At 38.4% G+C, this 25,104-nt stretch carries 22 protein-coding genes; 13 read left to right on the top strand and 9 right to left on the bottom strand.

Going from position 1 to position 25,104, the window contains the following annotated elements:
* Nucleotides 1–55 precede the first annotated feature (55 nt).
* The 7 genes from glnE (at nucleotide 56) to DK207_RS02140 (ending at nucleotide 8,756) form a co-directional block, all read left to right on the top strand.
* Nucleotides 56–2,803, top strand: coding sequence for a bifunctional [glutamate--ammonia ligase]-adenylyl-L-tyrosine phosphorylase/[glutamate--ammonia-ligase] adenylyltransferase (glnE, locus tag DK207_RS02170; RefSeq protein ID WP_109439780.1), 2,748 nt, complete (start codon nucleotides 56–58; stop codon nucleotides 2,801–2,803).
* A 28-nt stretch (nucleotides 2,804–2,831) separates the two neighbouring features.
* On the top strand, nucleotides 2,832–3,758 hold the full coding sequence (locus tag DK207_RS02165) for a branched-chain amino acid transaminase (RefSeq protein ID WP_109439779.1): 927 nt from the start codon (nucleotides 2,832–2,834) through the stop codon (nucleotides 3,756–3,758).
* A gap of 141 nt (nucleotides 3,759–3,899) precedes the next feature.
* Entirely contained in the window at nucleotides 3,900–5,060 is a 1,161-nt protein-coding gene (locus DK207_RS02160; RefSeq protein WP_109439778.1) for a nucleotide sugar dehydrogenase, read from the top strand.
* 164 nt (nucleotides 5,061–5,224) lie between these two features.
* Nucleotides 5,225–5,980: a glycosyltransferase gene (locus DK207_RS02155; RefSeq protein ID WP_109439822.1), complete on the top strand. Its 756-nt coding sequence runs from the start codon at nucleotides 5,225–5,227 to the stop codon at nucleotides 5,978–5,980.
* A gap of 33 nt (nucleotides 5,981–6,013) precedes the next feature.
* Entirely contained in the window at nucleotides 6,014–7,009 is a 996-nt protein-coding gene (locus DK207_RS02150; protein WP_109439777.1) for a Stealth CR1 domain-containing protein, read from the top strand.
* A 15-nt stretch (nucleotides 7,010–7,024) separates the two neighbouring features.
* Nucleotides 7,025–7,783, top strand: coding sequence for a glycosyltransferase family 25 protein (locus tag DK207_RS02145; RefSeq protein WP_109439776.1), 759 nt, complete (start codon nucleotides 7,025–7,027; stop codon nucleotides 7,781–7,783).
* A gap of 61 nt (nucleotides 7,784–7,844) precedes the next feature.
* Nucleotides 7,845–8,756, top strand: coding sequence for a capsular polysaccharide synthesis protein (locus DK207_RS02140; protein WP_109439775.1), 912 nt, complete (start codon nucleotides 7,845–7,847; stop codon nucleotides 8,754–8,756).
* A 16-nt stretch (nucleotides 8,757–8,772) separates the two neighbouring features.
* Here DK207_RS02140 and DK207_RS02135 read toward each other — a convergent pair whose 3' ends face one another.
* From DK207_RS02135 to DK207_RS02125, 3 genes are all read right to left on the bottom strand, one after another.
* Nucleotides 8,773–10,698, bottom strand: a complete 1,926-nt coding sequence (locus DK207_RS02135; protein ID WP_109439774.1) for an acyltransferase family protein — start codon at nucleotides 10,696–10,698, stop codon at nucleotides 8,773–8,775.
* 57 nt (nucleotides 10,699–10,755) lie between these two features.
* On the bottom strand, nucleotides 10,756–11,643 hold the full coding sequence (locus DK207_RS02130) for a lipopolysaccharide biosynthesis protein (protein WP_109439773.1): 888 nt from the start codon (nucleotides 11,641–11,643) through the stop codon (nucleotides 10,756–10,758).
* Between the two features lie 185 nt (nucleotides 11,644–11,828).
* Nucleotides 11,829–12,737 (bottom strand): glycosyltransferase, encoded by a 909-nt coding sequence (locus DK207_RS02125; protein WP_109439772.1) that lies wholly within the window; start codon nucleotides 12,735–12,737, stop codon nucleotides 11,829–11,831.
* A 271-nt stretch (nucleotides 12,738–13,008) separates the two neighbouring features.
* Between DK207_RS02125 and DK207_RS02120 the strand changes: the two genes are divergently transcribed.
* Complete coding sequence (locus DK207_RS02120; protein ID WP_109439771.1) at nucleotides 13,009–13,824, top strand: glycosyltransferase family 25 protein; 816 nt, start codon at nucleotides 13,009–13,011, stop codon at nucleotides 13,822–13,824.
* A gap of 17 nt (nucleotides 13,825–13,841) precedes the next feature.
* Here the strand turns inward: DK207_RS02120 and DK207_RS02115 are convergent, their stop codons facing one another.
* The 4 genes from DK207_RS02115 to DK207_RS02100 all read right to left on the bottom strand — a co-directional run bounded on the left by DK207_RS02115 (nucleotide 13,842) and on the right by DK207_RS02100 (nucleotide 17,731).
* Entirely contained in the window at nucleotides 13,842–14,717 is an 876-nt protein-coding gene (locus DK207_RS02115; protein WP_109439770.1) for a lysophospholipid acyltransferase family protein, read from the bottom strand.
* Nucleotides 14,718–14,722: 5 nt separating this feature from the next.
* Nucleotides 14,723–14,944, bottom strand: coding sequence for a hypothetical protein (locus DK207_RS02110; RefSeq protein ID WP_004640773.1), 222 nt, complete (start codon nucleotides 14,942–14,944; stop codon nucleotides 14,723–14,725).
* Between the two features lie 106 nt (nucleotides 14,945–15,050).
* Nucleotides 15,051–16,829, bottom strand: a complete 1,779-nt coding sequence (gene aspS / locus DK207_RS02105) for an aspartate--tRNA ligase (RefSeq protein WP_004640772.1) — start codon at nucleotides 16,827–16,829, stop codon at nucleotides 15,051–15,053.
* Between the two features lie 137 nt (nucleotides 16,830–16,966).
* Nucleotides 16,967–17,731, bottom strand: coding sequence for a DUF4184 family protein (locus DK207_RS02100; RefSeq protein WP_075314823.1), 765 nt, complete (start codon nucleotides 17,729–17,731; stop codon nucleotides 16,967–16,969).
* Between the two features lie 135 nt (nucleotides 17,732–17,866).
* Here DK207_RS02100 and znuD point away from each other — a divergent pair, with 135 nt between their 5' ends.
* Both znuD and DK207_RS02090 read left to right on the top strand, forming a co-directional pair.
* Nucleotides 17,867–19,957 carry a zinc piracy TonB-dependent receptor ZnuD gene (gene znuD / locus DK207_RS02095; RefSeq protein WP_075314825.1) on the top strand — a complete coding sequence of 697 codons (2,091 nt, stop codon included), beginning with the start codon at nucleotides 17,867–17,869 and terminating at the stop codon, nucleotides 19,955–19,957.
* Nucleotides 19,958–20,036: 79 nt separating this feature from the next.
* On the top strand, nucleotides 20,037–21,500 hold the full coding sequence (locus tag DK207_RS02090) for a phospholipase D family protein (RefSeq protein ID WP_109439769.1): 1,464 nt from the start codon (nucleotides 20,037–20,039) through the stop codon (nucleotides 21,498–21,500).
* A 40-nt stretch (nucleotides 21,501–21,540) separates the two neighbouring features.
* On the opposite strand, the gene DK207_RS02085 is transcribed toward DK207_RS02090, so the two are convergent.
* Complete coding sequence (locus DK207_RS02085; protein WP_162540195.1) at nucleotides 21,541–21,987, bottom strand: hypothetical protein; 447 nt, start codon at nucleotides 21,985–21,987, stop codon at nucleotides 21,541–21,543.
* 169 nt (nucleotides 21,988–22,156) lie between these two features.
* Here DK207_RS02085 and DK207_RS02080 point away from each other — a divergent pair, with 169 nt between their 5' ends.
* Nucleotides 22,157–22,648, top strand: coding sequence for an RcnB family protein (locus tag DK207_RS02080; protein ID WP_109439767.1), 492 nt, complete (start codon nucleotides 22,157–22,159; stop codon nucleotides 22,646–22,648).
* 154 nt (nucleotides 22,649–22,802) lie between these two features.
* Complete coding sequence (locus DK207_RS02075) at nucleotides 22,803–23,177, top strand: RcnB family protein (protein WP_109439766.1); 375 nt, start codon at nucleotides 22,803–22,805, stop codon at nucleotides 23,175–23,177.
* 162 nt (nucleotides 23,178–23,339) lie between these two features.
* Here DK207_RS02075 and DK207_RS02070 read toward each other — a convergent pair whose 3' ends face one another.
* On the bottom strand, nucleotides 23,340–24,050 hold the full coding sequence (locus DK207_RS02070) for a glutathione S-transferase family protein (protein WP_109439765.1): 711 nt from the start codon (nucleotides 24,048–24,050) through the stop codon (nucleotides 23,340–23,342).
* 105 nt (nucleotides 24,051–24,155) lie between these two features.
* Between DK207_RS02070 and DK207_RS02065 the strand changes: the two genes are divergently transcribed.
* Nucleotides 24,156–25,052 carry a LysR substrate-binding domain-containing protein gene (locus tag DK207_RS02065; RefSeq protein WP_109439764.1) on the top strand — a complete coding sequence of 299 codons (897 nt, stop codon included), beginning with the start codon at nucleotides 24,156–24,158 and terminating at the stop codon, nucleotides 25,050–25,052.
* The last annotated feature ends 52 nt before the right edge of the window (nucleotides 25,053–25,104 follow it).

Below are 25,104 nucleotides of genomic sequence, written 5' to 3'. Positions count from 1 at the left end.
AACTACAATGGTGTTATAGATCTTATTACGATGGCATCAGTTGAGCTTTTTTTATATGAATGTGGAACAGCTAGAAAAAACCTTAGTCGCAAGTCAATATGCAGAACAAGTTTTAAATTTATACACATTACAATTAGAACAAGATTATGCAGAAGATCAATTTCTTCGCTCACTTTCGACGGAAAATATTTTTGACAAGGTTCAACATGCTGTTGCAGATATAAGTGATGAACAGGCTTGGATGAAAGCCTTACGTATCTTACGTGCTAGATTGATGTTCCGCTGGATTTGGCAGGATGCCAATCAACTCACAGATGTTGTGACATTAACTCGAGAGTTATCAGACTTTGCTGATGCTAGTATTTGTGCGGCAAAGGCATTTGCATTGCCTCCTTTGATTGCCAAACATGGTGAGCCGATTGGATATTCAGGTCAGTTTCAGGATTTGATTGTGATCGGTATGGGGAAATTAGGCGCACAAGAGCTGAATTTATCCAGTGACATTGATTTGATTTTTGCTTTTGATGAACAAGGTGAAAGCAATGGCCGAAAAAGTATCGATGTGCAGCAATTCTGTATTCTGTGGGGACAGAAACTGATTTATTTGTTGGATCATATTACTGCTGATGGCTTTGTTTTTCGTGTCGATATGCGCTTGCGTCCATGGGGGGATGGCTCGGCATTAGCCATTAGTCACAGTGGTTTAGAGAAATATTTAAGCCAGCACGGACGAGAGTGGGAACGTTATGCATGGATTAAGGCACGGGTCATCACAGGGGGACAAGCTGGCGATGATCTGATGGAAATGTCACGTCCATTTGTATTTCGTCGTTATGTGGATTATTCCGCATTTGCTGCAATGCGTGAAATGAAAGCCATGATCGAACGTGAAGTCATGCGCCGTAATATTGAAGATGATATCAAGTTGGGTGCAGGTGGGATTCGCGAAATCGAGTTTATTGTTCAAGTTTTTCAGTTGATTTATGGTGGTTCGAGACGTGAACTACAAGATCGTCAATGTTTGGTGAACTTACAGCATCTTGGACAAGCTGAGTTGCTGGATACGCAAGCGGTTATTGATTTAGAAGATGCTTATTTATTTTTAAGACGGGTTGAGCATGCCATTCAGGCACTGAACGATCAACAAACACAGTCCTTACCAACAGAGCCAGATCTGAGACAGCGGATGCTGGATACGTTGGGCTTTGCTGATTGGCCTGATTTTTTAGCTGAGCTCAATCAGAAACGAGACAAAGTTAAAGTTCAGTTTAAACAGTTGATTCAGGAAAAAGAATTCTCTGCGCCGATTGATGATTTTATCCAATTGGAACAGCAATTGAATGCAGTGCTAGATCCTGATGCGCAAAATTTGATTCAGAATTTTTGGCATGGACAAGCATTACGCAAGATTCCTGCCAGCGCGCTAGAACGATTAAAGAAGTTCTGGCCACATTTGATAGAAGCCATTTTGCAGTCAGATCGGCCACAAGTGGCATTATTGCGTTTAATGCCATTGGTGGAGTCGGTGTTACGCCGCACTGTGTATTTAGTGATGTTGATGGAAAGTCGTGGAGCTTTGCAGCGACTCGTAAAAATGGCAACCGTGAGTCCGTGGATTTGCGAGGAACTGGCGCAATATCCTGTGTTATTAGATGAGTTCTTATCGATGGATTTTGGCTTGCCACAACGCCAAGATTTAGAAGATTCGTTACGCCAACAGTTATTGCGCATTGAAATTGATCAAGTTGAAGATCAGATGCGAGTGTTACGACTCTTTAAAAAGAGTAATGTCTTAACGGTTGCTGCCAGTGATGTATTGGCAGAAAGTCCGCTAATGAAAGTATCTGATGCCTTAACTGATATTGCAGAAGTTAGTGTACAGGCCACATTGAATTTAACTTATGAAGCAGTCGCACAGCGTCATGGTTATCCACTTAGCAATACAGGTGAACGTTGTAGTTTAGATGCCAAAGGCTTTGCTGTGATCGGTTATGGGAAATTGGGTGGCATTGAACTTGGTTATGGTTCTGATCTTGATTTAGTGTTTATTCATACCTTTGAAGAGCAAAGTGAAACGGATGGGCGTAAGTCAATTAGTGGCGCTGAATTTGCAATTCGTGTTGCACAAAAGTTCATGTCTTTGATGACCACACAAACTTTGGATGGTCGTGTCTATGAAATTGATACACGTTTGCGACCTTCAGGTGAAGCAGGAATGTTGGTGACAAGCCTCAAGGCTTTTGAGCAATATCAGCAGAAAAGCGCATGGTTGTGGGAGCATCAAGCATTAGTTCGTGCGCGCTCTATCGCTGGTGAGAAGGCATTATGTCAGCAGTTCGAAAAGGTGCGTTGTCAGATCCTAACCCAAGTCCGTGATGAAAATATGGTACGTGAAGAAGTGATCAAAATGCGTCAAAAAATGAAAGATCATTTGGGTTCATCTTCTGAGCAAAAAAAACATGGGATTTTTCATTTAAAACAGGACTCAGGTGGTATCGTTGACATTGAATTTATGGCACAGTATGCGGTACTTGCATGGAGTGGGACGAATCCAGATCTCGCCCATTATTCCGATAATGTAAGAATTCTAGAAGATGCTGCTAAAGCAGGCTGCTTATCCAGTGAAGATGCCACAGCATTAATCCACGCTTATCTCCGTGAACGAGCTGAGAGTCACCGTCTAGCGCTTGCAAATCAATCTATGCAAGTCAATGCTGCGGATTGGCACGATACCCGTGAGATCGTTTGCAAGTTATGGCAAAGATTAGTTGATCCAACTGCAATAGCATTGGAAAGTGAATAATTGTGTAGAAAAAAATGGAGTATGTGCGATGAGTTTGGCTGATCGTGATGGTTTTATTTGGCAAGATGGAAAATTAGTTGATTGGCGTGATGCAAAAATTCACGTCTTAACGCATACACTGCATTATAGTATGGGTGTCTTTGAGGGTGTTCGTGCTTATGAAACACCAAATGGAACAGCTATCTTCCGTTTGCAAGATCACACTAAGCGCTTATTAAATTCAGCAAAGATTTATCAAATGAATGTGCCATTTGATCAAGCGACATTAGAACAAGCACAAATTGATGTTGTTCGTGAAAATAAATTGGCTTCTTGCTATTTGCGTCCGCTTATTTGGATTGGTTCTGAAAAGTTGGGTATTGCTGCAACTGAAAACACGATTCATGCTGCGGTTGCGGCTTGGGGCTGGGGTGCATATCTCGGTGAAGAAGCAATGGCACAAGGTATTCGTGTAAAAACCTCTTCATTTACACACCATCATCCAAACGTGACCATGTGTAAAGCAAAAGCTTGTGGTAACTACACTGTTTCCATCTTGGCACATCAAGAAGTGGCACGTGCAGGTTATGATGAAGCAATGTTGCTCGATCCTCAAGGCTTTGTATGCCAAGGCGCGGGCGAGAACGTATTCTTGATCAAAGACGGTGTGTTACATACACCAGATTTGGCAGGTGGTGCATTAGAAGGGATTACTCGTCAAACAGTGATGACCATTGCTAAAGACTTGGGTTATGAAATTGTAGAACGCCGTATCACGCGTGATGAATTCTATATCGCAGATGAAGCTTTCTTTACGGGTACTGCTGCTGAAGTAACGCCTATCCGCGAATATGATGATCGTCAAATTGGTGGTGGTTCACGTGGACCGATCACCACTGAAATTCAAAAGACATTCTTTGATGCCGTACAAGGCCGCAACGACAAGTATGCGCATTGGTTAACTTATATCAAATAAGCTTAATCCATGATAAAAGCGAAGCTTAGGCTTCGCTTTTTTTATGCTAAAACTGTCAATAGATTGCAACCAAACGATCATCAATCTTTCATTTAACTCAATTAGCTTGATCTATAAGCAAAATTAAAAAATAGAGTAACAATGAAAATTACGGTGGTTGGTGCAGGGTATGTGGGCTTATCGAACGCTTTATTATTTTCCAAACAACACGATGTGATGATCTTAGACATTGATAAGGCTCGAGTGAAGCAAATCAATCAGAAAGTATCTCCGATCAGTGATAGCTGTATTCAAAATTATTTATCCGAATCTCACCTTGAGGCGACCTGTGATAAAACCTTGGCTTATCAAGATGCCAAACTGATTATTATCGCAACACCAACAAACTATAATCCTGAAACGAATTATTTTGATACCTCGAGTATTGAAACGGTGATCGCGGATGTGCAGGCCGTCAACCCTAAAGCCTTGATGCTGATCAAATCAACGGTTCCTGTGGGTTATACTCGGGAAATCTCGAAAAAACTCAAATTAAAAAACCTGATCTTCTCACCTGAGTTTTTACGGGAAGGGCAAGCTTTGCAAGATAACCTTTATCCATCTCGAATTATTGTTGGTGAGAAATCAAGACGTGCAGAGAAAATTGCCAAACTGTATCTAAAAGCAACGATTAAAAAAGATGCGGTATTGCTATGTGTGGAGTCCACTGAGGCAGAGGCGATCAAATTATTTTCTAATACCTATCTGGCGATGCGCGTTGCTTTCTTTAATGAGTTAGATACTTATTGCATAAAAAATAAATTAAGTGCATTAGATATTATTAAAGGTGTAGGGTTGGATCAAAGGATTGGTGATCACTATAACAATCCATCCTTTGGTTATGGAGGGTATTGCCTACCGAAAGATACCAAGCAATTGCTCGCCAATTATCATGAAACGCCACAAGAATTGATCTCTGCAATTATTCGATCTAACCAAACACGCAAACAAGCAATTATTGAGGATATTTTGAGCCGAAATGTTGCATGTGTTGGGATCTATCGCTTAACCATGAAAGCTGATTCAGATAATTTTAGAGAGTCGGCAGTTCATGATGTACTTCAGGGTTTAGCGGATCATGGTATTAAAATCGTGATTTACGAACCAACGTTGGATGTGAAGGAATATTTTGGCCATACGATTGAATTTAGTTTGCAAAAGTTTAAAAACCAGTCTGACCTAATCATCGTAAACAGAATGGTGCCAATGTTTAGTGATGTAATGGAAAAAATCTATACACGAGATTTGTTTGGGGTAAATTAGTTTAAAAAAATAAACCTGCGGTAATCCTTGTTGTTTGACGAATTTATAATAATCAATTTAATCATGCCTATGCTAAGATAGTTGATATTCGGTGCATATTATTTAAAGCTTGCGATTTGGATGCGCCAAGCAAAAATACGATTTCAGGCATTCAAGGTTATCAAATGGTCGATATTCAACAAAATTCAGAAACACACGAAGAAAATGTTATTTTGTGTATGAAGTGGGGAACCAAGTACGGTGCTGAATACGTCAATCGTTTGTATAACATGGTGAAACGCCATCTTACATTGCCATTTAAGATGGTGTGTTTGACCGATCGTACAGAAGGCATCGACCCAAATGTTCAATGTTTCCCGATTCCATCCCTAGATTTACCTGAGGGTTCGCCTGAGCGTGGTTGGAATAAATTATCTACCTTTGAACCTGATCTGTATAGTTTAAAAGGCAATGCGCTTTTTCTTGATTTAGACGTCGTGATTGTCGACAACATCGATGGTTTTTTTCAGGCACCAGGTGAGTTTTTAATTATCCACGATTGGAAACGTCCATGGCGTGTGACGGGAAATAGTTCCGTGTATCGCTTTAAACTCGGCGAATTTTCTGGAATTTTGCCGTATTTCCGTGAAAACTTTGATGAAATCCGTCAAAAATTCCGCAATGAGCAAGAATACCTCTCTTGGTTTGTGCACAAAGAAGGGAAGTTGAGCTATTGGGATAAAGATTGGTGTAAGAGTTATAAATATCATTGTTTAAGAAAAGTACCATTTGCGTATTTCCAGCCGCCGATTAAACCTAAAGGCGCAAAAATTATTATTTTCCATGGTGAGATTAATCCACCTGATGCAGTGTCTGGTGGTGGCGGTAAGTGGTATCGCTATGTATTGCCTTCTGATTGGATCAAAGAGTCTTGGCAGTAATCAAGGTATTACATCACTGAAAGAGTTTGATTTATGAAAGATACAATACATCCTATTGATATCGTAATTGCTTGGGTAGATGGAAATGATCCGAAGTTAAAAAGCAAGCGTCAACAATTTATAAATCAAACTGCACCTTCAAATGCTTTGGATGCTACTCGTTTTGCAAGTAATGATGAAATCTACTTTTGTATAGCTTCGATACTCAAGTTTGTGCCGTATTGTGGGAGAATTTATGTGGTCACTGATCAACAAACACCACAATGGCTGGATCAGTTTGAGCAGCAGAATCTCTGTGAGAAAGGCAAAATTAGCATAGTCGATCACACAGAGTTGTTCAGAGGGTACGAATTTGCATTGCCGACGTTTAATTCTCTAAGCATTGAAACAATGCTTTGGAATATCGAGGGTATTTCAGATTATTTTATTTATTTAAATGATGATTTTTTCTTTAACCAACCTTCTGAACCACAAGATTTTTTAGTTGATAATCACATGGTGATGTATGGGCACTGGGAAAGTAATCTGGTAAAAAAAATCAAATATATTGTCAGAAAGTTTATGCAAAATAAATTTGGAAAAGTGGCTCAGCCCTCATATACAATGGCGCAAATGTTAAGTGCGGATTGTGTGGGGTTATCTCAATTTTTCGAGATTCACCATCGTCCGCATATCTTGAGTCGGATACTTCTGTGCAATTACTTTGAAAAAAATATCCAACAATTGCAGAAGCAAATTAGCTTTAAATTTAGAAATATCGATCAAATCCTGCCTGTAGGTGTATCTAATCATCTCGCAATTAAAAATAATCAGGCAATTCTCAAAGATGATATTGAAATCGCTTATTTAAAAGATAGTCGTGATTTGGAGTCATTTACTCGGGCTCTATCAAATCCTGATATTAAATTTGGTTGTATCCAAAGTTTGGATCAATTGCAACAGAATGATGAACAGCGTATACAGCAAGCACTCATTCGTAAATTTAAAGATGTTTTGCCTAGTCAAATCCAAGCGACTATTGCAGGATAAGCAAAGGAAAATCGGATGAAAGTTGTTACTTATCTTATAAATCTAGAGGGTAGTGATCAGCGTTTAGCAAGTGCTACAGCTCAGTTGCAACAAGCAGATTGGGCATTTTCTCGTTTTCCTGCCTATGATGGGCGTGGGAAAGCATTATCCGAATTTGAAAATTATGATGATGCAGCAGCCCAGAAAATATTAGGTCGCAGTTTGATAAGTTCCGAGTTAGGCTGTTACCTTAGTCATTATGGTTGTGCTAAAAAATTTTTAGAAACCGATGCTGACTATCTTGTTGTCCTTGAAGATGATATTCAAGTATTACCAAACTTTAAACAAAATCTTAATTCATTAATCAGCTATCTTGATCAGCATAAAGAACTTGAATGGTATGTGGTGAATCTCGCTGCAAAAAAGAAAAAATTAGCAAAAGACATCGTTCAGATCCATGACTATACCATTTGGCATGCTTATTATTTTCCGATCCGCGGCGTAGGTTTAGTGTGGTCAAGAGCAGGCGCTGAGGCATTTGTAGAGCTGGGTAAAACCATGCAAGTGCCCGTCGATATTTTTTTCCAAAGCTGGCTAAGTAAAAATGGTAAAGGATTGGGGGTGTGGCAGCCTTTTGTCCAACCTGCAGGGATTGATAGTGATATTCTAGGCACTGTGGCAACACAGGGTATTCAACGTAAAGCACTGGAAAATAGAAGTGCTTCACATGGGTTTAAAAAACAGAAAAGAATGTGGCGTGATCGTTTTTATGCGATTAGGCATTTACTCTCTTAAACGCTGTAATTATGCGAGTAAAAAGTCTTTTAATGTATTCATTTTATAGCTGAGTATTTAAATGAAAATCTTTAAGAAATTGTTTTATCTAGTAAAATTTCATTTGATGTATTCGTATAAAATTAGGCATAAGAACAAAAAAATTGATAACTATGCTGGGTTACTCACATTTAATCCGACAGAGGAAACTATCGTTTTACCAAAAAAGTTATGGATGTATTGGGAAAACGATATTCCTGAGTTTGTTGAGAAATGCATTGATCGGATGCGTGAGAAGAATCCTGAATATGAGGTTTTTGTACTTAATCCAGAGAATGTTAATCAATATAGTCATATTGATTTTAGCCAACTTGAAGATGCAACGGCCCAGCAAAAAGCTGATTTACTTAGATTTGATCTAATGTACCATCATGGAGGGATTTGGCTGGATGCAAGTATCATCCTATATGACCGTCTCGACTGGATTTCGGAGCTTATGGTTGAAAAAAAGACCGCGAATTTTGCTTATTACCGTCGTAAAAATACTACTAATTTGAATTTCCCTGTGTTAGAAAATTGGTTATTAGCAAGCGTGGGTCATAATATTTTCTTTAAACAATGGTATGAAGAATTATATTTAGCAATTCAACAAACACCTAAAAAGTATATTCAGAATATTAAGGCAACTGAATCAAATACAAAGGATATTTTTCAACAGATCAGTAATTTAGAATATTTGGTGGCATATGTTGCTTGCCAAAAGATTATGAGAAAAAATTTTCCGAGTATTAGCTTGATTGATTGTGATGAAAATGCATTCTATTACCAAGTCAAAAACAGATGGGTTAAAGAAAAAATATTAATTAACATGGCGATTAATTATCCAGCCGATGAACATCCTAAATTGATAAAACTGGCAGGGAAAGAGCGTAACTATTTATGCCAGTTCTATAATAAAGGGATGTATTTTGAAGGGTCTTTAATTGATATTTAATTTGGTTTTATAAGGGCTACTCCCAAATAAATTGTTTTAAGGTCTCGTATTTTGCTTGTTGCTCGAAGTATTCGGCAGAAGCAAGTGAGCCTATGATCGAGATATGTCTACCATCCAGAGAATATGGGATTGTATCTGTAGCCATTTGATCTGATCTAAATAGTTCTTGTTGGGTGAGTAATATTGTATTTGGGTGCTTGCTTACGATCTCGTTAATGATTTTTGTTGCTCGTTTTTGTTCAGTGGCTTTCGGGTTATTCATATAACCTTGTAAGTTCAGATCTCGATGCAACCACATGGCTCTTTTAAAAAGTAGGCTGATGTTTTTATTAAAAGCATAAGGTTCAGACATTACGATGACCTTTTTATGATGTTTTTCAGCGACCTTAAGTAATTCAGAAAAACCATTTTGCTGGTTTTGCTGTACGATGTCAGACCAACGGCCTGCGAATATCAACACATCGTATTGATCTATATGTTTAGATAAATACTCACGATTTAATAAGCACTGTTGATACGCTGTAGATTGTTTGTTCCCTGTAAACTCTTTATTAAGACTTGGATAACACCAGTTTGTCGTAATGGCTTGTATATTTAAGTTCAGTTTCTTTCCAATCTGATCCCAAAACGGGCTATTGTGACCAGCAAATGAATCTCCAAATAACAGGGCCGATTTTGCATTATGCTGCTTTGAGGCAATTGAGCATTCAAAACCTTGTGAGCCTACAGTGAGACTATGGTTATCTTTAATATTATAAAAGCACCAACCATTTTCAACACTTGGCATCTGCATTTGGTTTAGATTAGAGGTGACCTTGGTGTTTCCTCGATTTGCAAGTCCATTTTCTTCTATATGTTTATAGATTGGATAAAGCAAGAGCAGGACAGATACAAATAATAAATAAGTATATTTTTTCTTGAGTCTTTGTAAGGGTCTCCGACTACCTTCGATGTACTTATAACTTAACCATCCCAAGAGAAAGGAGAGCATGAGGGCGATACTTAAGCTAATAAAATTTAATTTAATAAAAAAATAATTTAATAAAAAAAATACTGGCCAATGCCATAAATAGATGGAATATGAGGCACTACCAATATTCTGAAAGATTTTTGCTTGAGTGAAAATTGAATTTTGACGATTAGCTATTAAGATGAGCATTGTACCCATCACTGGTAATAAGGCTAAAAAGCTTGGCCAAGCTGTATTTTGATTGTATAAAACTAGACTAAGAAAAATAAAGGTAAAACCTAAACCTTCGCTGAGTTTTTGTAGTGGGAGTGTGAGTTGTTTATTATTAAAGTAGTAATATACCAAACCACCAGCAACTAGTTCCCACGTACGCGTTGTCAGCTTAAAGAACCCATACATGGTATCTTTAGCTGTCATTATTGTGGAAAATGATAGGGAAGCAATAAATATAAGACTTAAAAAAATACCAATATATTTTAATTTTTTATCAAATTTTGCATAAATAAAGAGCAAGAGTGGAAATAAAAGATAAAACTGCCATTCAACCGAAAGGGACCAAGTGTGAAGTAGGGCTTTATCATGTGTATCGGCAGCAAAATAATCACCAGCTTGACGATAATAGAGATCGTTTGATAAAAAAGTCAGACTGTACCGTGCATCTTTAGCAAAATTTTTAAAGTCTTCTGGAATAAAAATAAACCAACCCAGTATGGTAAGAAATACAATAAGGAATAAAAGTGCCGGAAATATTCGTACAATTCGAGCGAGATAAAAATCTGAAAAAGAAAGCTGCTGCTTACTTATTTTTTCAATGATAATTTTGGTCATCAGGTAACCTGAAATGACAAAAAAGATATCTACGCCAAGATAACCAGCCGAAAACCCGAATATTTGGAAATGGAAAAGTACAACTAAAATTACAGCATAAGCTCTTAATCCATTAATATCATTCCGAAAAGTATTCAAGCTCATGCATTAAGGTTTCTAAAAAAAGCCAATTGTATTGTTTATTACCAAAAAACTGAAAGATTAGATTGTATCGATTTTTTTAAAAGATTCGATCGCGCTAGTGGGTGAAAGATTATAAACTTGAATTTGATGGTCATTGAAAAATTGGGCAGCAGCATCAAAAGCTGGAAAAATTAAATGTAGGTATTGATCTAACATAGTTGGTTGTTTATTTTCTAGATTCTCATAAAAACGTGGCTGTGAAAAGTTATTCATATCTAATCCAGCTATATAAATTTCTTTAAAACCAATTGCATATGCGACCTGTAATGCAACATATGGTACAGTTAAATAATCAAATACTGCATTGAATATATTCGTTGAAAAGCCAAATTCACCATATAGATGAAAGTAGGGTTTTTCTAAATCTAGTTTATGTTTTTTACCCATGAATGGTTCAACAGTTTTATCTTGAAAAATAGTTTCAATTATCTTGATTTGACATTTAATGAGCTTTGGGTCGATTCTTTTTAAAATGATATCTAAACATCGAGGAGTTGTAAAAAAAATGCAATCACTATCTAGAACTTTTGACACTAAATCGAAACGTTTAGTCGTAAAATTAAAATCAATAATTACATAATATTTAAAATGAATGTGATGCAAAGAGATAGCACCATTTACTCCAATGTAATCATAATTAGGATTTGAAAAAAAACGCTGATCTATATCTTTGATAGAAGGTCCCGTTGCGACTAGTACGCAAGTATTTTTTTGACTTTTAAACGGTTTTGTATGGTCTGCAATTAATTGTTTATTAAAAAATAATTTCTCTAAGTCACCTTCGCTATTGCGAACAGTCTTGTAATAAGGCCAATAGCGGCGGTTATGTTTGTATGCTTTAGAATGGAAAGATTTATAAAGGAATTTAAAAATATTTTGTGTAATACGATTAAAAATCTGTTGCATTGAGATTACTCAGGAATAAGTTTGCCACCATAGCATGGGGGGATAGACCAAAATTAATCTCTTAATTATATGATATTTTTTAATTCTTAGCGCGATTGTGAAAGTATGAATCTGTATTGAATACTTTAATACTACCTCCCCGTACATTGTTTCAAGGAGGCAGTATTCATTAAAATGTAAAAACATTAATCATCTAAAGAAAACTTCTTTTTTCCTTTAAATACAGACTTAAGCGATTGAATCGAACGGTTGAACCAGTTGGCTTCTGTTTCTGGACGAGTTACTTTATTGCCGTGATAGTTGATCTGTGTTGCTTTTGAAAAATTACCGAAAGGAGTGATCGTATAATTCTCAGGGCGATACCCATTTTCAATAGCTTCTTGGTAGTATTGATCGAACAATTCGACAAGATCTTCACGTGGGTGCGGCATGATCTTCCCATCAAACCAATGCTTTTGTCCAGATGCCTCAAGGCGCCGTAAAGCATATTTATGACTAAATTGTGTACCCATATCAGAATAATGCAAAATTTTAATTTGCTCAATTGGTAGACCTTCACCATCAATATTGTTATATGAATCCTGATAAGGTTGAACGAGTTCAGGCTTTTCTTTAATGAGCTGCATCAGCTTTTTATGCCCTTCAGGATCTGCTTGTAATTCTTTCAATGCGGGTAAATGTTGTTTAGCTTTTTCACAGTCCCATACACAGGTACATAAACGAGCAGTACTCTTTCCACCCTTTGCGATCACGATAGCATCATTACTAAGAGGATGTGACCAGAGTTCAGCAATGTCACATAAAACAACGACGTCTGCATCCATATAAATGGCACGACCTTGAAAGTTGCATGACTCAGGGATTGCCCAGCGGAAACCTGAGAATGGAGTTGCCCATTTTTCAGTACGCCAACCTTCTTTAGTTTCTTGATTACTGTACCATGGACTTTTAGGGTCATGGCTCAATTGCATCCAAACAATTTCAACAGAATGTTGGGTGTGTTTTCGAATGCTGTAATCTAAAACCATCATTTGTTCTAAATCACAGTTGTTGGGATCACAACCCACAAATACTTTAATTACTTCATTGTTCATATCTGCAATCACTTCATCATATATAAATCAATGCAGTAGGTAGAGGATTAAATCTATAAAGAACTGCATGATAAATTTAAAAACTTTATTGTAAGTCTATATTCTCTACATGACTAGCATTGAAGTGTATTGAGCAATAAATTGGCAACGATTTTTGATAGAACAATCAATCGATTTTACTTTGTTGTTGTATTTGCAATATAGAATATGAATAATTCCATATTTATGCCTTACACTAGTCTGGCATGCTGTTGTATATGAAGATTAAATTATGAAAAATTATGTGATAAGCCTTTCTAATGAGTCTCAGCGTAGAAAGCATATTCATACTGAATTTGGTAAAGAGGGATTAGCTTTTGAATTTTTTGATGCTATTACCCCAGTCACTTTACTTCAAACAGCCCATGCATTGGGAATAAAGGTTGATACAACAGATTTACATCCAAATGAGGTCGCTTGTATATTAAGTCACGCTATCTTATGGAAAAAAGCTGTTGATGAAAACTTAGATTATATCGCTATATTTGAAGATGATATTTATCTAGGAAAATTTGCTCAAGTTTTTTTGAAAGACTCCCACTGGATTTCTGAACAGTGTGGAATAATTAAATTAGAAACACTATATCGTAAAGTATTTATCTCTAGAAAAGAGGAGACCGTAAGATTACATAATCAACGTGAGCTAATGGTATTAGATAGCCCACATATGGGGGCCGGTGGGTATATTTTGTCACGTAGAGCTGCTGAATCATTATTAGATTTTACAGTCAAGCTTCCCAAGCTCATACCTATAGATCATATAATTTTTAGAATTTATCCAGAAGAATCAAAGAAAAAAGTATATCAATTATCCCCTGCGTTATGTATTCAAGATGTGATTTTAACGAAAGGTGAAACCAATTTCCCAAGTTCTCTTGAGGAGGTTAGGAATATTCGTAAAGGAGAGAGTAAAGTTAAAAAGAAATTGAGTTTACAAGCCAAAGCTATACGTGAGTTTAGCCGTCCTTTTTTGCAAATATTTTCTTTTATTCAAACTGGAATATGGTTTATTCAAGGGAAAAAATTAACCAAAATTAAATTTGAATAGTTGTATTATATTTTGAATTAGTCCTTTTTATATAATTCATCTGAAGCATTTTCTCCCCTAAACCGCTTATATCCCCACATGTACTCTGCAGGGAAGCGGTTGATCATTTGTTCAACCGCTTGATTTAACGCAGTTGTTGCAACTTCAATATTTCGATCATAGAGTTGAGGGTTGTTAAGATCATCACAATACACATCAAAACCTTCACCGTCTTCGCGGCGGAAACAGCTTAGACCCACTAAACGACATTGGGTCTTTTGTGCCATTTTGCTGGCGAGAGTACTGGTTAAACATGGGATTCCAAAAAAAGGAACCACCACACCACCTGAAGGTTGAGGTACATGATCGGGCAGAATCACGCTAAATCCGCCTTGTTTAAGGTTTTTAAATAAAGCCTTTACACCATTGGCATCAGTTGGAACCAATGTTGCATTGAGTCGCTGGCGAGCATGGAGAGCAAAGCTATTAAAGCCACTATCTTTCATTGGTTTGTACATGATGGTGGGGATACCGTATTGGTGTACCCAAGCATTCATCATTTCCCAAGTTCCAAGATGAGGTGTAATAATTAAAGCGCCTTTAGGATCATTGAGTGCATCGGTTAAGACTTCTAAATTATGCACAGTATGAATTTGCTGGATACTCCACTCAGGAGGCATTGCCCAGCATTTTCCAGATTCGATATAGCTGAGACATTGCTTGGTGACGCTTTCCCGAGCCATTTTTTCTTTTTGATCGGTCGCTAACTCTGGATAGGCGAGACCTAAATTGATTCGAGTTTTCCATAACATACTTTTATTTGGATTTTGATTGATAAAGTATGCCGCCACTTTTGCAATACTACGTAAAAATGGTAAAGGTAAAACTCGAAGCAAGTTACGATAAAAGGACATACGAATTAATCTTGCTTATCCGCATTTCCTTTGAGCACCATATAAATCAATGCTGCAAAGATCAGTAAGGCACCGGCTAAGCTACTGACACAAAAATATAAGATGCGTTGATAAGTGGTCATATTGAAGAGTTCATTCGACAAGATGTAACGCATAAGGAACCATTGCGCGAGTGAAAACACAATAATAACAATGGTATGTCGACGAACATCTGGACGCATAGCCATGGGCAGATACCTTCAATAGAAAACTGGCTTATTATGCCATTAAAGAGAATCAATCTCAATTTACAAAAAAGGCGCTGTAAACAGCGCCCTTGTTTCGCTTAAATGATTAAGCTTCTTTCTTTGCTTGTTCGCGTAAACGAATACCTAAGTCACGCAATTGATTTGCTTCCACTGGTGCTGGTGCTTGCGTCAATGGACATTCTGCCGTCTTGGTTTTCGGGAATGCAATCACATCACGAATCGAAGATGCACCTGTCATCAACATGATCAAGCGATCAAGACCAAATGCCAAACCACCGTGCGGAGGTGCGCCGTAACGCAATGCATTGAGTAGGAAGCTGAATTTCTCTTCTGCTTCTTCTTCGCCAATACCTAAAGCTTCAAAAATCGCTTTTTGCATTTCTAAAGTATAGATACGAAGTGAACCACCACCGATTTCAGTACCGTTCAATACCATATCGTATGCAACAGAAAGTGCTTCACCTGGGTTGTTCTTCACTTCTTCAACACTTGATTTAGGTAGTGTGAATGGGTGGTGAACAGAAGTCCATTTGCCATCATCTGTTTCTTCGAACATTGGGAAGTCGACTACCCAAAGTGGTGCCCATTCTTTTGTTGCAAGATTGAGGTCATGACCGATTTTGACACGAAGTGCGCCCATTGCATCGTTTACAACTTTGGCTTTATCTGCACCAAAGAATACGATGTCGCCGTTCTCAGCACCAACACGTTTTAATAGATCAAGTACGATTGGCTCGATGAACTTAACGATTGGTGATTGTAGACCTTCGATGCCTTTTTCAAGCTCGTTAACTTTAATATAAGCCAAGCCTTTTGCACCGTAGATACCGACGAATTTGGTGTATTCGTCAATCGCACTACGTGGTAGCGAACCAGCACCTGGAACGCGTAACGCAACAATACGACCTTTAGGATCTTTCGCAGGGCCAGCGAATACTTTGAACTCAACGTCTTGCATTAAGTCTGCAACGTCAACCAATTTCAATGGAATACGCATATCCGGTTTGTCAGATGCATAGTCACGCATTGCGTCGGCATAGGTCATACGTTCAAATTTATCGAATTTCACATTCAATAATTCATCGAACATTTTGACCGTTAAGCCTTCCATTAAATCCATGATGTCATCGTCACTCATGAACGATGTTTCAACGTCGATTTGGGTAAATTCAGGCTGGCGATCCGCACGTAAATCTTCGTCACGGAAACATTTAGCAATTTGGTAATAACGATCAATACCACCGACCATTAACAATTGTTTGAACAACTGTGGTGATTGTGGAAGTGCGTAGAAGCTACCATTTGAAACACGGCTTGGAACCAAATAGTCACGTGCGCCTTCAGGAGTTGCACGCGTCAAAATTGGTGTTTCAACGTCTAAGAAACCATGATCTTCAAAATAGTTACGGATCAAATTGGTTACTTTAGAGCGGAAGCGTAAACGTTCTAGCATTTCTGGACGACGAATGTCCAAGAAACGATATTTCAAACGAATTTCTTCAGAAATATTGGTGTTTTCATCATTCAATGGGAATGGAGGTGTTTCAGAAGCAGCAAGTACTTCGATTTCTTTACCTAAAACCTCGATTTGACCACTGACCATGTTGGCATTTTCAGTACCAGCATAACGACGGCGAACACGACCTGTAATTTTTAAAACGAATTCAGAACGCGCTTTATCAGCAGTTTCAAATGCTTCTGGGGTATCTGGGTCGATAACCACTTGTACGAGGCCATCACGGTCACGCATATCAAGGAAAATTACACCACCATGGTCACGGCGACGGTGGACCCATCCACATAGAGTAACTGTTTGATCGATTTGGGCTTCAGTAAGAGAGCCACAGTAATGAGTGCGCATCATATTGAATTATATATCCAAACTATATTGGCTAGAAGGTGAATGCGTAAACAGCGCAGCACCAATGAAGGGGAGATTATGCCTTGTTGAGCGTCTTGTCTCAAGTCTTAAAATATGTAAACAGATGCTTTGAGAGAAAACTAAGCCTTATAAGCTTTACGATCTAAAAATAATAATAGGAGACATGCAACCGTAAACAAGATGAGACCAGTCTGTGTAAATTCATTGATCGATTTTCCAATAAAAAAATAAGGTTCACTCAACCAGATTTCTGACGCAATATGACGGCTATAATCCCAAATGGATAATAGTCCGCCAAGGACTGAAATAATTAAACTGACAACTGCGAAAGTTTTAATTTTTTGTGGAACCAAGCTGTTTTGCTTGTGACTTTGATAGTAATGCCAACACATCCAAAAAATAAAAGGGAGGGCGACAATAGATGAACCAATTTGTAAGATAAAATGCAATGGATAAGTAAAGCCGAACAACGAGATGTGCTGAGCAAGTACAGTTTTAAATGCAAAGGTGCGAAAGTCGAGATGCGTTAGTCCATCCCAAATCAAATGTGTTGCTGTTCCAATGATAATCGCAAAGCAACTCATCAAGCTAAAAGCAATAAAACTGTCAAATGAATGAATATTTAAATCATCTCGAATTGCAAATAGTCGATAGAGGACGGGACGATAAAGTAAATACCAAAGTAAACAAAAGAATAGGCCAATGGGTAGATTTGGAAATAAAACCCCTGCCCATTGATGGGTAAGAGCAATGCTTTCGGGTGTAAACAACCGATATAAATCTGGTGTCATACAGCCGATCGCCAAGGCTGCGATTGGTAAATGACCTTTGCTGAGTTTGGATAAGGGAGGTGCAAGAACAGCGTGAGACAAGGTAAAAGGCATATTGTTATAAAACAAGTTTTATAAAATCATGGAGCCACAGTGTAGCAAATGTTTTTTTCAGCTATGTTTTTTATTGCAAAATAAATGAAATGTTATAGTATAACAATCAATATTTGAGCTGATCCGAGACACGGTATGTCATTTTCAAAAAATATTTTAACCTTATCTATACTTGCTGCTGTATCTGTATCGGCACTTGCAGCAGAAAATCAAAAAGTCCAAACGTTAGAGACGATCAGAATTAAAGCACATCCACTTGAGCAAACTTCACAAGATTTTGCGGTTGCAGATACAGTGGTTGACCAAAAAACTTTGACTGAAGGTGCCGTTACGATTGGGGATGCACTTGCCAGTGAAGTTGGCATTTATTCCAATCAATTTGGTGCGGGTTCTAGCCGACCTGTAATCCGTGGGCAAGATGGTGCACGTGTTAAGGTGCTTCAAAACTCTTCAGAAAATATCGATGTTTCTACATTGTCGCCTGACCATGCTGTGACCGTTGATCCTGCGCTTGCAACACAAGTAGAAGTAATTCGTGGACCCTCTACCTTATTATTTGGTGCGGGTACTGTGGGCGGTTTGGTCAATGTAAATGACAGTAAACTCCCAACAAAAATGCCAGAAAAAGGCTATGAAGGTAATGTAGGGCTACGTTACAACACAGGCAGTGACGAAAAATTAGCAAGTGCGGGCGTAACTGTAGGATTGGGAGATCAATTTGCATTACGTGTTGAAGGTTTAAAGCGAGAAGCTAATGATTATATTGCACCGAACTATTTCCATGAGGGTGAAAAAGAGCGTCGTGTAGATAATACTTTTGCTGAAGGACAAACGGTAAATGTAGGATTATCTTGGATTTATGATCGTGGTTTTACAGGAATTTCATATAGTAACCGTCAAGATAAGTACGGTTTACCTGGACACAGTCATGAATATGAAAGTTGTGATGCACATGTAGTTGGTCGACCACATTTACATTGTGGAGACCATGGTCATGACCACGGACATGATGATCATGATGACGACCATGGACATGATGACCACGATCATGAGCATGAGCATGCACATGGTGGGCCATGGATTGATCTAAAATCTGAACGTTATGATTTCCGTACAGAATTGGATGATCCATTTGTAGGCTTTAAGAAGATGCGTGCTCAAGCGAGCTACACTGATTATCGTCATGATGAAATCGAAGAGGATACCATCACGACTCGATTCAAAAATAAGGGTTATGATGGACGTTTTGAGCTGGTTCATAATCCACTTGGGGCATGGGAAGGGGTAATTGGAACTCAGTACAGCCAACAGAAGTTGACTTTAACTGGTCAAGAAGCTTTCTTGGCACCAAATACCACGAAGAAATGGAGTGTATTTGCTTTAGAACATGCGCAATTCAATGATGTTCATGTTGAGCTGGCAGCGCGTGCAGAACAACAAAAAATTGATATTGAAGATTCAAGCAAGAAAGATTTTGATGGTTCAGCGTTTTCAGTATCAGGCGCAGCGAATTGGGAGTTTGCTCCAAACTATAAACTTTCATTTGTGACATCACATCAACAGCGTTTACCGCTTGCACAAGAGTTATATGCAAATGGTAAGCATTTTGCGACCAATACCTATGAATTGGGCAATGATCAGTTGAAGAAAGAGAAATCAAACAATGTAGAGCTTGGTTTCCATTATGACAATAACAAGTTTGATTACCATGTACATGTCTACCATAACTGGTTTGATGACTACATCTTTGCACAAACTTTAGATCGTTATGAAGACTTCCGCTTGGTTGAGTACACCCAAGATAAAGCTCGTTTCTATGGTGCTGAAGCTGAGGCTGGCTATCAGGTATCGCCAATCTATAAAGTGAGCGTATTTGGTGATTACGTTCGTGGCAAGATTGACAATGAGAACGCGCCTCGTGTACCCGCCGGTCGTTTAGGTACTAAAGTCAAGGCTAACTTTGGCGACGGATTTAGTGGCTCAGCAGAGTATTATCACGTATTCCAGCAAGATAAGATTGCTGCATATGAAACCGATACGCAAAGCTACAATATGCTTAATCTCGGTGTAGCTTACTCTGGTCAATACAGTAAAGCGGCTGACTATCGCGTATTCTTGAATGCGAACAACGTGTTAGATGAAAAGGTTTATCAACATGCGTCATTCTTATCAACGATTCCACAAGTTGGTCGTAATTTTACAGTCGGTGTAAATTTTAACTTCTAATTTTTCACTTAAATCTTATTGAAAAATCAAAGTATAAGCTCTAGCCTTAATTCATTAGGCTAGGGCTTTTTCTTTTTATATGCGTATCTTCCAACGAATCCATCAAAAATTAAACTGGTCAGGTCGGCGATACATGGCAGTCATATTGAGTATTTTGGTGATAGGGTATCTTGCTTCTGCAATTTACCACACCGTAAAACCACTTCCGAAAGGATTGGATTTTACTGGACAAATTCGCCATGCCAATGTGAAATTTTTAGCGGATCAAACCTATCTCGATACGCAGGGACAGCAACAGGTTGATCAACACATTTTTGATGAAATGTTGCAACTGATTAACGAGGCTAAAACCACCATTGTGCTGGATATGTTTCTTTTTAATCAGGAGGTGGGTAAATCAAAAGTTCAGCAGCGACCATTGATGCAGCAATTAACAGATGCATTGGTTGCCAAACGCCAAGAAAACCCACAAATGCAGATAGTATTGATCACGGATCCAATTAACTCAGTTTATGGAGGAATCGCGCCAACCCATTATGCGCAACTACGCCAAGCGGGTATTCAAGTCATTGAAACAGACTTGAAGCCCTTACGTGCTTCGAATCCATTATGGTCTGGATTTTGGTATATCTGTTGTCAGGATTTGGGCAATAACCCAAATCGCGGATGGTTAAACAATCCATTCGGTGAACAAAAAATAACTTTGCGTAGTTATTTGTCATTGTTCAATTTTAAGGCCAATCATCGTAAAACTTTGGTTGTGGATACAGCTTCAGGTTGGAAAAGTTTGGTCACTTCGGCAAATCCGCATGATGGTAGTTCTCGACATAGTAATGTTGCATTAGTCGTAGAAGGCGCAACAGCAATAGATATGCTGCAAACAGAGCAAACCGTTGCACAGATGTCACAAGGGGGAAGCCCGATTGTGATTATGGGTGGGCTCACCGAAGATAAAAGCTTACCTCAAGTTCAGGTATTGACTGAAAAAGCAATTTACACAGCTGTTTTGAAAATGATTGAAGGTACTGAGAAAGATGAATCTTTAGATATCGCAATGTTCTACCTGTCTGAAAGAAAAATTATCAATGCGTTGAAACAGGCACAACAACGGGGTGCCAAGATTAGAATTATTCTTGACCCCAATAAAGATGCTTTTGGGCGTCAGAAGAATGGTATGCCTAATCGACAAGTAGCTTCGGAACTGAATGCTGCCGGTATTCCAATACGTTGGTGTGATACTCGTGGCGAGCAGTGTCATAGTAAGATGTTATTAAAATATAATAAACAACAGGCGGAATTGATTCTAGGTTCTGCAAACTTAACCGCACGTAATCTGAAAAATTATAACCTCGAAACCAATATGCGAGTGCTAGGCTCTGTACAAGCACCAGTATTTAAAGATGCCCAGCAATATTTTGATTCTTCGTGGGAGAATCAGAATGCACGTCAAATCACGGTTGATTATGCAAAGTATGCGGATGAATCGAAAGGAAAATACTGGTTGTATCGCTTTATGGAATGGTCTGGTTTATCGACTTTTTAATACCGTTACCCCTCTTTTGATAAAGAGGGGGGAATACTTTTTAGGCATTCGGCGGGATCAACTGATCCAAATCTTTATCTGCAAGTTGATCTAATTCGCTCAGATCTGTTTGAATTTTCCACTGACTTTCATCATCCACTGGATTTGGTAAACGTGCTTCTAACCAATCACAAATCACGTCTGGATTAAATTCAGGATGATTGCATTGAATCACCCAAGCCAAGAAGTCCTTAGGCTCACCATTCATATACGGTGGGGGAGAAACTGGGAAAAACTGTGTAGGTAAACGTTCATTGGTCGATAAATAGTTCAATACATGTCCAAGTTCTTGAACTGTTTGCCATGCAAGAGGATGATCCACATCAATATTGAATTTAAACCACCATGCATGTTGACCATCTGAGCCATGCGCAACAATACGAGATTCTTGAACGCTAGGGACTTTACAAAAAAACTGATAGAGACGATCAAAGTTCATTTCCGACACAGCTATTGACTCAAAACTGAAAAAATGGATTCTATCACATTCTAAAAGTGAGCTAAAAAGTGTCTCCTTATTTCATCCGTAATCAAATTGAAATGGAAAACAATGTAACAGTTATTGCTGTTTTTTTGTTCTAAAATAGGCTCATGATACACATCATGAGGGAAGGGCAATGCTGCAATCAAAATATTATCGCTACGGATTGATGAGTTTGCTGACCTGCTTTTCAGCGGTCACCTATGCTGATAATGCATGGGGTGGTTATAGCGGTGTAGAACGTCGGTCTTATCATCAAACTACACCTTCTTATCAGCAACCTGCGCAAGATCCTTTTGCGTTTTCCAATCAGCGCTATACGCCAACAGCTCCTCCTAAAGGATACTATTATCAACCTTATCAAAATAGCCACCCATATCCGCGCTATCCACAACCTCGGGTACGAATAGAATATTATCCAGATACACAAAATGAATACCGCTATCGTCGTGAATCGTTTGTTGTTGGAAATGCATTACCAGCTGAGTTTAGAAACGAACGTTATGTGGTGAGGGATTGGGGATATTATTCATTACGGGAACCACCACGAGGACGACATTGGGTCTTGGTCGATGGTCGCTACTTTCTAGTCACCGATGATAATTACACTATTGAAATTATCCGTTGATGAACTGAGTAACTCCATATAAGGATAGATTGAGGAAATCTCCATAATTTCTCGGATATGATTACAAAGTTTTGCAATGTGCTTTGTTTTATTCATGGTTTCTCCCAGAGTTTCTTTTAATCTGAGTTCAGGTTAAAGAATAGAGGATCAAATAATGAAAAAGACATTGGTAGTGCTTGTTTCAACGATTATGCTTGGTATGTCTGCATGTGCAGTGGCTGAGCCATCAAACCGTTGGAAAAATGATCACAATGATCGTTATGATCATCGTTACGACCGCTATGACCATCGCAATGATCAACGTAAGCCACCTCATTGGTCAAATGCGGATCGTGGAAATCATTATGGTCAACGTATTACATTTAAACGTGGTGAGCGTATTCCATCGCAATTCCGTAATAGTCGCTATGTAATATCTAATTATCGTCAACATCGTTTGTATCAGCCACCACGTGGTTATCAATGGATGAAGATACAAGGCCATTATGTTTTAGTCGATTCTAAATATCGTGTGTATCGAGTTTCATAATCAGAAACTGAATTCAAGCAGGCTTAGGTCTGCTTTTTTTATATTAAATCAATCTCTTGAGATTAAGCACATTATACAAGTTCCAGAATGCTTTTATAAAAGTCGATAGATAGAACTGCCTCAATCCAATAACTTCGGCAGTTCTATAATTGGGATGAAAGACTATTTTAGACCTGGGTACTGTTGATAGATCTCTTCAAGAGATATATGACCTAAAAACTGACCAGAACTCTCTGCTTGGTGTTGTTGTTCAATCGCATGCGCAAATTGAACGGCTGCTTGATTTTGCAGTTCCTGATAAAGGCGATGGCAATTTGGAAAACGATGAATATCAATGACATTATGATATTTTAACCATCGTGCTATGCCTGCGTAGTAACCGTCGGCAAAAGATAGTTGATCTCCCATCAGCCAAGTGTGGTGTGTTAAAGCGGCTTCTAAAGCAGTAAATGCCTTTTCCACTAAGACTTTTCCATAATCTTGGAGTACCTGTTTAGAATCTTCTGGCATAGTGTGCTCAACGCAATACCACAATGGAGCAAAGGCATTGAATAAGGTGGTATTCAAAAAAGCGAGTTTTTGATTAAACAGATTAAATGCTTCAGTCCCTTGTTGATAATGAAAAGCCGGATTTGAGCTTTTTGCCGTTATATGGTTCAAGATCGCCATCGTTTCATTGACAACTATGCCATCGTCATAAATGAGTGCGGGCGTTTCACCCAGTGGATTGATTGGATAATATGCTTCGGTATGGCTTTGAGCAGGTATCTCGATTCTACACAGTTGATAGGGTACACCTGACCATTCCAATGCAACGATTGAACCAAATGAACAGCCTGAAGGGATACCATAAAATAAGGTTAAAACTGACATGATGATTACTCTTTTATGTGATGTAAAATCATCATAAAACGACAGGAAAGTTTCGAATAGTCAGGTATGCTGCAACTTATTGTCTACATATATGGACATTGACGTATGTTACTCAGACAAAATCTAAATGATGTTTTTCTATTTGTGGTGGCTGTTGAATATCAAGGTTTTTCCGCTGCAGCTAAGCAACTCAATTTGCCCAAATCAACCATAAGTAAGCGTGTCGCTGCACTAGAAAATAAGTTGGGTCTCACCTTGATTCATCGTAGTTCACGTAGCTTTGTATTAAGTGAAGCAGGTAAGCTTTTTTATCAACATGCTAAAAATGCCGTAGATGAATTTCGTTATGCTGAAGAAAGCTTATTAATGCAGCAGCAAGAGCCAAGTGGTGTGGTCAGGTTGAGTGCTTCGGTACCTGTTGCACAGTATATTTTGTCTGATTACTTACCTGAACTGGCAGAACGTTATCCAAAGTTGTTGATACAATTAGAAGTCACTGATCGTTTTGTCGATGTGATGAGCGAGAACTTTGACATTGTGATCCGAAGTCATTTCCAGCCTTTGCCAGACTCTGGGTTAATTCAACGCGTGTTGACTAGTGAAAAGATCATTGCAGTTGCGTCACCCGCTTATTTAATAAAATCGCCATCAATAAATTCGCCAAAAGATTTGGTCAATCATCAAGGTTTATGGTCTGATCTGCAAATGAATCCTTGGCATTTTCAACATGTGACGGGCGAAAAAGTCATTGTTCAACCGAATATTCGCTTTATGGCAAATGAGTCAGAAGTGTTAAAGGGCGCGGCGAAGCGGGGAATCGGCATTACATTGTTACCAGAAACCTTTTGTGCCCATGAACTCTCAAATGGATGTTTGGTCAATGTTTTACCTGACTGGTCGGCAGGCGGCGTAACGACAAGTTTGTTAATGCTCACTAGGCGTGGACTATTACCGAGCGTAAATATTACGGCAGATTTTTTAGTAGAAAAATTAAAACGCTAAAATGATTTTTTTTGTTTAAAAAAAACGCCTGAAAGATCAGGCGTTTTTTTAG

Source organism: Acinetobacter haemolyticus, assembly GCF_900406815.1.
Lineage (GTDB): Bacteria > Pseudomonadota > Gammaproteobacteria > Pseudomonadales > Moraxellaceae > Acinetobacter > Acinetobacter haemolyticus_A.
The sequence above is the reverse complement of the archived record's forward strand: the minus strand, read 5'-3'. Positions and strand labels throughout refer to the sequence as shown.